Source organism: Desulfobacter latus, from assembly GCF_013389365.1.
Classification (GTDB): domain Bacteria; phylum Desulfobacterota; class Desulfobacteria; order Desulfobacterales; family Desulfobacteraceae; genus Desulfobacter; species Desulfobacter latus.
In genome coordinates, this window is record NZ_JACADJ010000033.1 from 6,866 (window position 1) to 17,030 (window position 10,165).

At 46.6% G+C, this 10,165-nt stretch carries 6 protein-coding genes; all 6 read right to left on the reverse strand.

The genetic code is table 11. From position 1 onward, the window contains the following. A partial coding sequence (locus HXW94_RS10515; RefSeq protein WP_178366857.1) for a hypothetical protein occupies positions 1 to 1,065 on the reverse strand: 1,065 nt, incomplete at its 3' end. A 128-nt stretch (positions 1,066 to 1,193) separates the two neighbouring features. Further along, positions 1,194 to 1,928: a cohesin domain-containing protein gene (locus HXW94_RS10520; RefSeq protein WP_178366858.1), complete on the reverse strand. Its 735-nt coding sequence runs from the start codon at positions 1,926 to 1,928 to the stop codon at positions 1,194 to 1,196. A gap of 19 nt (positions 1,929 to 1,947) precedes the next feature. Continuing rightward, positions 1,948 to 3,102, reverse strand: coding sequence for a FlgD immunoglobulin-like domain containing protein (locus HXW94_RS10525; protein ID WP_178366859.1), 1,155 nt, complete (start codon positions 3,100 to 3,102; stop codon positions 1,948 to 1,950). 128 nt (positions 3,103 to 3,230) lie between these two features. Then, complete coding sequence (locus HXW94_RS10530) at positions 3,231 to 4,133, reverse strand: TolB family protein (protein WP_178366860.1); 903 nt, start codon at positions 4,131 to 4,133, stop codon at positions 3,231 to 3,233. Continuing rightward, complete coding sequence (locus HXW94_RS10535) at positions 4,130 to 5,179, reverse strand: DUF3592 domain-containing protein (RefSeq protein WP_178366861.1); 1,050 nt, start codon at positions 5,177 to 5,179, stop codon at positions 4,130 to 4,132. Before HXW94_RS10535 ends, HXW94_RS10530 begins: the two co-directional genes overlap by 4 nt. Positions 5,180 to 5,194: 15 nt before the next feature. Continuing rightward, the gene (locus HXW94_RS10540; protein ID WP_178366862.1) at positions 5,195 to 10,147 is read right to left on the reverse strand and encodes an RHS repeat-associated core domain-containing protein; all 4,953 of its coding nucleotides are present in this window, start codon (positions 10,145 to 10,147) and stop codon (positions 5,195 to 5,197) included. Positions 10,148 to 10,165: the final 18 nt, after the last annotated feature.

Consider the following 10,165-nt stretch of genomic DNA (forward strand, 5'->3'; position numbering starts at 1 on the left):
TGATGATCGTGCAATTTCGCCAAGATTATAAAAATACAAGGTATAATCACAAGTGTCACCACCAGAACTGCAGAAATACAGCACACGATAGGTACCGGACTGTTCCGCTACAAGATTTCTCTCTCCTGGTGCGGAGGTTGCTTCTTTGCTGAAAAATTCACTCCCGTCCGGATTGTATATGACAAGCTTAGATTTGGTGCTGGAATAATATAGATTTTCTGTAACATAAAATGTCAGCTCGTCTCCGGCCTGGGCTTCAAACGTAAACAGGTCGACATCATAAGGTGTCAGATCTGATGAGACAGCACTCCCGTCAGCAAGCTTAACAGCACCCTCTGATGATCGTGCAATTTCGCCAAGATTATAAAAATACAAGGTATAATCACAAGTGTCACCACCTGAACTGCAGAAATACAACGCACGATAGGTACCGGACTGTTCCGCTACAAGATTTCTCTCTCCTGGGGCGAAGGTTGCTTCTTTGCTGAAAAATTCACTCCCGTCCGGATTGTAGATGACAAGCTTAGAGTTGGTTCTGGAAGAAGATAGATTTTCTGTAACATAAAATGTCAGCTCATCTCCGGCCTGTGCCTCAAACGTAAACAGGTCGACATCATAAGGCGTCAGATCTGATGAGACAGCACTCCCGTCAGCAAGCTTAACAGCACCCTCTGATGATCGTGCAACCTCGCCAAGATTATAAAAATACAAGGTGAAGTCGCAGGTGTAATTGTTTGCACAGGAATAAACCAGTCGGTACGTCCCAGTTTGATTTACTTTTTGGTTACGTCCTCCTGGATATGAAGTGGTCGTCTCTGTGAAAAATGGGCTGCCGTCCGGGTTGTAGACATTAATAGTGAAACGGGCACCACTGGAATATTGATTATCCACAGCAAAAAAGGTGATCTTGTCATCTGCCTGCGCTTCGAACGTGTATTCGACCGTCTGTACGCTGTCAGTCAGGCTGCCGGTGATTGCGTCTCCATCCGACAACTGTTTGGCCCAGGTTGCGGTCACGCCGCCGATGTGGCAAAGAAAAATGATGAACAAAATTTTTCGTATCAATGTGTCTCTCTCCTTGCTGTGAATTGCAGTTAGTCCAGCAAGTCTCAGTGAGCGTTAGTAATTTTCACAAAACTATCTTTCTACTAAAATAAATTCTTCCAACTCGATATGTTTGACCCACTAACAATTTACGGTGTTGAATTGATTTCTTTATTCATAGCATTTATCGCCTCTTCAAACCCTATTTTTTCGTCCTGATTAATATCCGATGAAATATGAATATCCTCTTGGGATTTGAGTGTCCATGCTTTGAGTATTATCATCGTATCCTCTAGGTTGATTACAAAATCCTGATTTACATCGCCTTTCCAATCGTATTGATCAATGTTTAAAACCAGTTCTCCCCATGTACCGGCAATGATCTCCTGTGATGCAGGCCCTCGGGCCCCCTGATTGTCAAAAGACAGCGTGACATCTCCGGTGGCTGCTGATCTGAAAAAAACAGAGAGAAAGGCCGTGTCTGGGGTAACGTTCACACCATCTGTCTCTCCTGATCTTGTCAATCCTATGACAAGTTTTCCGGGAACCCCATCTTCCAGGGCAACTTTAAAAAGGGTTGTGACCTGTCCATTGTCGTTTAACAGGCTTCCTTCGGTTACTTTGGGCTGAATACCCTCTTTTAACGGATCTGAATCCACAACGGTGAGGGTGGATGGGTCATAGTTTAAGTCAAATGCCAGACCGTATAAATTGGACGCCCCTTCTATGGAAATGTCTACCCTGAATTCGCCCCCCACATATTGGACGGTCTCTGCCTTTATGTGAATATCGGCGGCTGAGGCCGGGGTAAAAAGGGCCAGGATAAACATGGGAATTAAAATATATTGCAGCACTTTTTGATTGATATGGGCCGGTAAATTCATTGTATTTTCCTTTTTCTATCTAGTTGTTCACATCAACCTTGAATGAATAGGAACCGACCTGTCCGGTTAGCCCAACCAGGTTGATTGTTATCATGTGTTCTCCATTGGAGAGGCTTGTGGTATCAAGGGTGTAAACATACGGTGTGTGGGCATGTTCTTCTTCATCAAAACGCCGATAATCGATAAAAATAATCAGTTCAAATCTGGCTTCGTTGAGCATGTCCATGCTTTCCGGTGAAATTACGGCTTTCAGTTGAATCTCTCCGGATACCTGTTGAACGCTTTTTTCTGCAAGACCGGTGGTGTCATCCGTGTTCAAGTAAACCGTGAACCGGGGGGCCGTATTCAAGGCCCGCTGAACAAGAGACTGGGCTGATATGCCCTGGTTTTGCCGCTCCAGAATTGCCTGTCTGGCAGACTGGTAGGAGAGCAGTGAGTCTTCGGGCCGGGGAAGGGTTTTTCGGTATTCAAGATAGTTCTGGGAGCTGCCTTCCACGATAATTGCATTTTCAGGCAGGGCAAAACCATCCAGCATGAGATGAGCGCCGGTAAGATCCATGACATTGATCCGTCCGGTATCGTCCAGCGCGTTCCAGGAAAGGGTATACACACCTGCCGTTTTAGGTTGCCAGTCAATTAAGGTTTTCAGCATCGGGCCATTGCGTACGCCTGCCTTGAGGTCTACTCTGGATGGGCTTGAGACCGAATAAGCAATGCTGTATATGTTGTCTGTCTGTCGCACATCCTGGATATGGAGATCACAATACTCCCCCCCTGAGACGGTCGTGGGATCATATACTACTGTTTCGCCTCCGGACGTTTCAGCCTCAATGCCCACCAGATAGGCTTCGTTCGGCACCTGTTTCCCGTTGTCGTCCCGGCCGTCCCATTTGAACGTGTTGACACCGCCCGGTCTGGATTCGTTCCTGGTCAGGTGGCGGACCACATCAAAATCCGGTGTAAAAATCTGGATGGTTACGTCAGCCCTTTGGCTGATGAAAAATGATATGCCAACGGTCTCTCCGGGTGTCAATTTCCGGGGGACCACGTTGACATTGCTCAGGTTCAAGGCCGATGCCGGAACAGCCACCCCAGTCAAACAGAAAACAAAAAATACAACCGGGATCAATGCCTTTTTGCAGTGTTTCAACAACAGACTGTCTGTGAAATACATGTTGCCTCTCCTATCGTTTAGACCGGAAATCGGTTTATATGAAAGTATTAATAACTTATTAAATTACTTTCATCTTTTGTTATGGGTTGAACCTGGGTGTTGATAGACCAGGTCACAGCCCATGGCTGTTATTTGACCCAGAAGGGACGGCTGCATGTTTTTTTTATGTCCGTTACCCGGCGCAGCCGATCTCCGGAAAGGGATATAATCCATATTTCTCTATGTCCCGTTCTTGAGGACACAAATGCGATTTCATCACCGGCTGGGGACCATACCGGTTCACCGTCAAAAGACCTGTGACGGGTCAGGCGTGTGTTTTTTTCGGTTTCCAAATGGTAAATCCATATATCATAATTGCCCGTCTTATTGGATACATAAACAATCTGTTTGCCGTTTGGCGACCATGCCGGGTGGTATGAATCGGCCTTGTCCCGGGTAACCTGTTGAAACGCTCCGGTTTCTATGTCCAGAACACCAATTTCTTCGATTACGCCTAAAACCGGATCGCGTTTGAACTCCGCACACGCAAGGCGGGTACCGTCCGGCGAGTAAGACGGATATACCCGCATGGGGGGGAATGTGGTTAACCGCCGCGGCTCTTCCCAGACTGTCCCATTACGGTGGATCTGCCATAATTCTCCCTGGTCCGACGGAATCACCGTGTATTTGATATATGCCAGGGCGCTGCCGTCGGGTTTCCATGCCGGATGGGCATAAATACCTGGTGGCAAAGGAAGCCGTTCCTGGGTATCGCTATCTTTGGCATACCACCACAACTCCCTTTTTTTCTGGAATACCAGGTGATGTCTGTCCGGGGAGACTGCGGGAGAAAGTTCATCGTGGGGCGTTTGGGTGATTTGCCGAAGCTGTTTGCCGTCGGGGCTGACCGTGTACAGATCCCAGTTTCCCGAAAGATTGGAGGAAAAGACAATATCGCCGGGTAAAAATGTCCGGGCGGACACGGATACGGTCTCCCAGAACAGAAAAATCATGAGTGTCAATATTATTTTTTTCCACCTGTGTTGTATCATTCCCGTCCTCCAAATATGAGGTAGTCCAGTCTTTTTTTCAAGTGTCCAAGGTAGGTCTCTCCGGCCGGTTGAATATCCCGGTGCCTGAAGGATACAAAAATAGAAGGGGACGGGGTTTTTTCGATGTAGAGTGTCCAGTTCCTCAGGGTGTAAGTTTCTCGCCATCTTTCCCGGTGCAGCATCACCCTGCCGGCCTGGGAAAAACCGTATTCAGCGGTGGACGTATTAAAAAAGCGTTTTCGGGTCTCTATGAGCTTTTTTGCTGTTGAATCAACAATCAGCATGGTTGAAAATCCCGCGGTGATAAATACCCCGCAGCCCAGACTGATGAGCCAGGATACTGCTGTAATCGTACTGTAGTCCATAAGATCCATGGTTGGATTTAGTTCGTCAAGAAAAAGAATGTGGCATGCCAAGGTGACAAATGAAAAAAATAGAAAGGGGACACCGAATCGCCAGAAAACGGACATGCCGGTATTCAACCGAAGAATATTGCCGTTATCTTTAATAATGGCTGATTCCGGAAGGGGGGAATCACCGCCATATGTCCGGGGAAGTGCCTCATCCATATGCTGTGTCAGCCTCATCCAGATATTTTCTTTGCGGATCATGGTTGCGGCCATGAAGATAAAACCGGCCAATACGGTCATTAAGGCAAATGCGTTTCTCAGATAGTCCGTATTAATAACAGCCTCTTCAGGTTTATGCGGATTGTACCAGACCGGAATGACGTCTCCTTTTTTGTATTTGCGAATCAGGTAGGTATATCGTTTTATGGAATCTTCCTTAATGTGAAACCGTACGCCGGTATATGTCCTGTCGCCGGCTTCGTATTGGTATTGGAGGTAGTACCGACCGCCTATATCATCATCCCACCATCCTTTCTTAGATGTTTTGACCACTTGGCCGCTGGTTTGAATCCAGGCAGTACGAATCTGCCACAGGGTATAGGTTTGGAAAATAATTATAGCAAGAACAATGCCGAATATAATACCGACCCCTTTGAAAAGTCCGCTTAGCTTTTTTAAATCTTCAGGTTTGTCCATATTTTTCAGCAGCCTTTATATTGTAAAAACCACATAAGGTCCGACAGAGCCGTTAACTTCATAAAACGTCCTTTCATAGGTAAATTTCCATATCCCTGCAGTGCCTTTTATGGTTCCGGAGATGCCTGCGCCTGCTTCCAGAGAAAGACTTCCCCCTTGAAGTTTTAAACAGACCTGTATGGCGCCTGTCACGCCGCCGGATACATAGGCTTTTACCAGGGAAGAGTCCTTATCTTCCTCGGCAAGTCCAAACAGCGCTTCCATAGTAAGGGCCCCTGTTACACAGCCTTTACCGAACCCCTGTTCCTCACAATTGTCAAATCCACCGCTCAGACTGCCTGAAATTCCCCATGAGACCTTGGCAACCAGTCCAATAAATCCTTTGGATTGAAACAGCCAGACATCAATATCCCATGATATGCCCCAGGGGGTGTTGATATACCCCGTATCTCCACTCCAGCCGACAGTAACACTGAGTTCTTTGTTAATAACGTATTTGCCGGCATTTTTGGTTTTTTCTCCACAGCATTCTCTGCATTTCTGGTAAGTAATACCGATGGAACCGCTGTCCATATATTTGGACAAAAATTGGGGAATCAGTTTTTTTATTCGATCGGCATCATAGGTAATGGAATGGGAGTCGCATGTTTTTACGGAGGTCCCTCTGGGATCGGTATACCGCAGGGGATTCGACATGGCATACTCGTAAAGATTCATTCCGTCAATGAATCCCTTGGGGTCGGGATTGAGAAACCGGCCTAACCCCGGATGGTAACAACGGGCCCGGTAATAATAGATACCGGCCGTTTCATCATACCGCCGGCCGGTGAAACGATAGGGATTCTTTTGTGCTGACGCGGATATACTGCCGCCTGACGCATCAAATACCTGCACCTGGCCGTAGGCATCATATTGGTACCGTTCCGTCAGAGTACCGCCGGCATCGGCCAGGGCCATGACCGAACCGATGACATCGGTCAAATAATAGGCGGTGCTGCTTCCCCTGACCATGAGAATGGTTTCATCCAGCCGGTTTCCGTAGACATAAGCGGCAGCCGTTGTTGCGTTTTCACGCTCTTCGATGATACGGCTGTCATCGTAAATATATTCAGTGGTGACGCCGCCGTCTTGTTTTTTTACTCTTCTGTTCAGTGCATCAATGGTAAATGCAGCAATCACTGAAGAATCTGATTTGCGCGTGATTTTGATCAGCTGATTTTCATAATCGTATTGGTAAATCTGTTTACCGTCATCTATGAGGTTTCCATTGGCGTCATAGACATGGCTGATTGCGCCCACAGCCGTATATTGGTTCATCTCATTTACGGTACGGCTTTCTTCCGTACCGTCTATGGTCACCTTCAGCATATTCCCCACAGGGTCCAGTTCATATTCGGCGTTAAACTGAGGCGTTGGAATGAGATTGGAATCATTTATTTCTCCCTGCTTGAACAGGGTAAGCCTGCTGGTGTCATCATATGCATAAATCTGGGAGGTGTCTGAGAATACCGAATCAATCGTACGCAGACGGTTACCCGCTGCATCATATGCATACTGATAGCCCAGGATTTCGTTGTTTCCCGCATCTTTATAGGAAATGCCGGTAATGCGGCTGGTTTTGCCGTATGTATATCCAGTCGATATCCCGTTGCCGAACGTTTTGGTCACAGGGCGGCTCAGGCTGTCATACTGGTAGGAGACAAGCGGTGTTGTCAATGCGCTGTCTTCTATTTTGGCAATTTTATCACGCAGGGTATATGTTTCTTTAATCTGTTTACCTGATGGGTAGACGATGGTTCTGGTGCGCTTTGAGACGTCATGGCTGTAAGTGATCTGGGTGCCGTTTTGATCTATGGCTGTAATTCTGCCTGCTGCATCATAGTTGAAAGAGATCGTGCCGTAATCGTTTACTGCCGTTTTAAGCCGTCCCAGCTTGTCAAAGGAATAGGTGTAGGATGAGGTGTCCGGATATTGCCGCTTGATGATCCGGTGGAGGTCATCCCTTTCATAATTGATTACCGTCCCGTTCTGATCTGTTTTGCTGATGATTTTGCCGGCCGCGTTATACGTAACGCCCTTAGAAGTGCCGTCGGCATAGGTAACTGCTTTCAGCCGGTTGGCGGCATCATAGGTATACAGGGTTTGCTTTGAGTTGGCATCCGTCATTTTTACCATGTTGCCAACCGGGTCAAAATTCAGGATAGACACATTGCCCAGGGGATCTGTTACTTGTTGGAGACGGTTCAGTTTGTCGTATCCGTTAAGCGTTGTTTTTCCCAACCGGTCCACAACCTTGGTGAGATTATAGTTTGCATCATAAGCGTAGGTGGTTGTATTGCCGGCAGGATCGGTAACCTTCAAAGGCTTATTGAAACCGGTGTAGGTGACTGTGGTAATATCACCATTGACTGTGGTCGTTTTGACTTTATTTCCAACGCCGTCATATGCATAGGTTTCAAACAGTCCGGTTGTATCTCCTGCGGAAATTACCCGGTTCAGCTTGTCGTATGCATATTGAATGACATTCCCGGTGATGGTTTTGTATGTCAGCTTGTTTCCGTTGGCATCATAGGTATAGGTTTTCACCTCACCCAAACTGTTGGTTTGGGTTAATACTTTGCCGGTATAATTAAAGGTCCAGGTTGTTTTTTGTCCAAGGGCATCGGTTTCCGCGATTCTGCGCCCCAGGCAGTCATACTCTAAAATGGTGAGTACATCATCTTCATCCGGTTCCGGCTCAGTATCTCCAACCTTCATCAGGGTACGTATCAACCGGCCTGCCGGGTTGTAGGAAAAATAGGTCATGTTTCCTACGGGGTCGGTTACTTTTATTTTGTTGCCCACCGCATCATAGGCATAGGAAATGGTATTCCCCAGCGGGTTGGTTTCAGTGAGCAGACGGTCCATGGCATCATAGGTGAATGCCCAGGTATTGCCTCCGGCATCGGTTTTGGTCAGTCGGTTGCCTGATTTGTCATAGGTAAAGGTGGTTGTATTACCTGCCGCATCGGTTGAAGAGGTGATCAGGTAGCGGCTGTCGTAGACTTTTGACGTTGTATTGCCCCGGGGATCGGTTGTTGACAGCAGATGGCCGGCAGCATCATAAGTATACCGCGTTGTGTTTCCCAGCGAATCCGTTTTTGAGATCTTTTGGTTGGTGCTGTCATAGGCAAATGTCGTTGTAATGCCGTTTTCATTGGTTTCGCTGATTTTATTTCCGTTGCCGTCATAAACAAGCGTTCGGTGATTTCCTAACGGATCCGTTATTTTGATTAGCCGGTTTAATAAATCATAACTATAGGTCCAGGTATTACCCCGGGCATCGGTTTTGGTCAGCAGGTTCCCCAGGGTATCATAGGTATATGTCTCCGTACTCTCGTCGGGTCTGGTGATTTTGATCTGATTTCCGGCTGCGTCATAGGTATAGGTAAAGGTCTGGTTCAACGCATCGGTCTTTGATTCCAGCCGACCCTGTTCGTCATAGGCCAGGGTCGTTTCACAACCGAGGGGGTCCGTGACGTTGATGAGGTTGCCTTTGGTGTCGTAAGTGTAACGCCATTGAGCGCCCAGGGCATCGGTCTTTGTTTTGATTTTATTGAATTCAGGATCATAGGTATAGGTGGTGGTGTTGCCCAGGGGGTCTGTCTCTGTAAGAATTTGACCGTTATCGTTGTAAGTATATCGCCATTCGTTACCGTTTGCATCGATCCGTTTGACGGGTCTTACATCCTGATTGATCTGTGTGATGACCTCCGATCCATCGGGCAGAATGGTTTTGACGACATTGCCGTTTTGGTCGTAGTAAAATTTAAAAATATTGCCCAGGGGGTCAGTTTTCTGTGTATACCCCTCATTGGGAAAATAGGCGTAGGTATATATTTCGCTTCCCCGCCCAAAGGTCTTGACCCTGAGTTTTTCATCATAGGTAATAACCGGATTCTGGTGTCCGTTTTTATCGGTTACCGATAGTAATTTATTCTTGGCATCATATTCATAGATCAGGGAATACCCTAGCGGATCGGTGACTTTCGTTAGGTTTTCCCTTTTATCATATTCATATTGCCATATCTGTTCTCTGTTAATTTTAATTTTTGATATTTTTTTATTCTCACCATAGGAAAGGGATATGCTTCTTCCCGTAGCGGAACTGCTTACATAAAAAAGGCGGCCTTCAGGGTCATAAGCAAAATATAATCGGTTGTCATTATTGTCGGAGATTGAGGATAGATTACCCTCAGGGCTGAAATAGTATGTGGGTTTTAAAAAATTTCTGGAGCAGGTTTTACAATTCAGGATAAAGGAGCCGTCAGGCCCTGTTGTCAACTGATCGGTTACACTGGCGGCAACAGGCTCGAATGCGCCTGTTGCGGTTTTAATAAATTTTAAGCGCGTTCCCGAGGGCTTTCGAATGATGATATAATCACCCGAATTGTCTGAGACCTGAATGAGTTTGGCAGCCAGGTTAAAGGTCCATCCGTTTCCAAAGGGTCCGTTGTACCGGTCATGGCTGTTGTAGTTTCTTATAACATTTAAGGTTGGTCCAATGCCCGCAATTTCAAGATCAATATACTTAAGTTCCAGGTTGCCGGATTTTACATAAACCGGTGATTTTTTTGCATCGGGCTTGCATTCGTTGTTGCAATCTTCTTTACAATCATCGTCGTCATCTTCTTCATCCTCATCCTCATCCTCATCCTCATCTTCATCTTCATCCTCATCGCCGTCGTCATCCCCATCATCCTCGTCATCCCCATCATCTTCGTCATCGTCATCATCCCCCCCGGTATCAGGGCCCGGCGGTTCATAGGGATCCGGATCTTCCATGTCCGTTGTAATATGCCCGCCATCCCATTTTTTGTCATATGCAAATCCGTGGCTGGGTTTAAAGCAATATATAAGTGCCAGCAAAAGTATGATAAAGGGAAGTACTGCCTTCAGCCTGGTATGGAAATTCCCGATCAGTTGCATTATCATGCTCCTTTTATA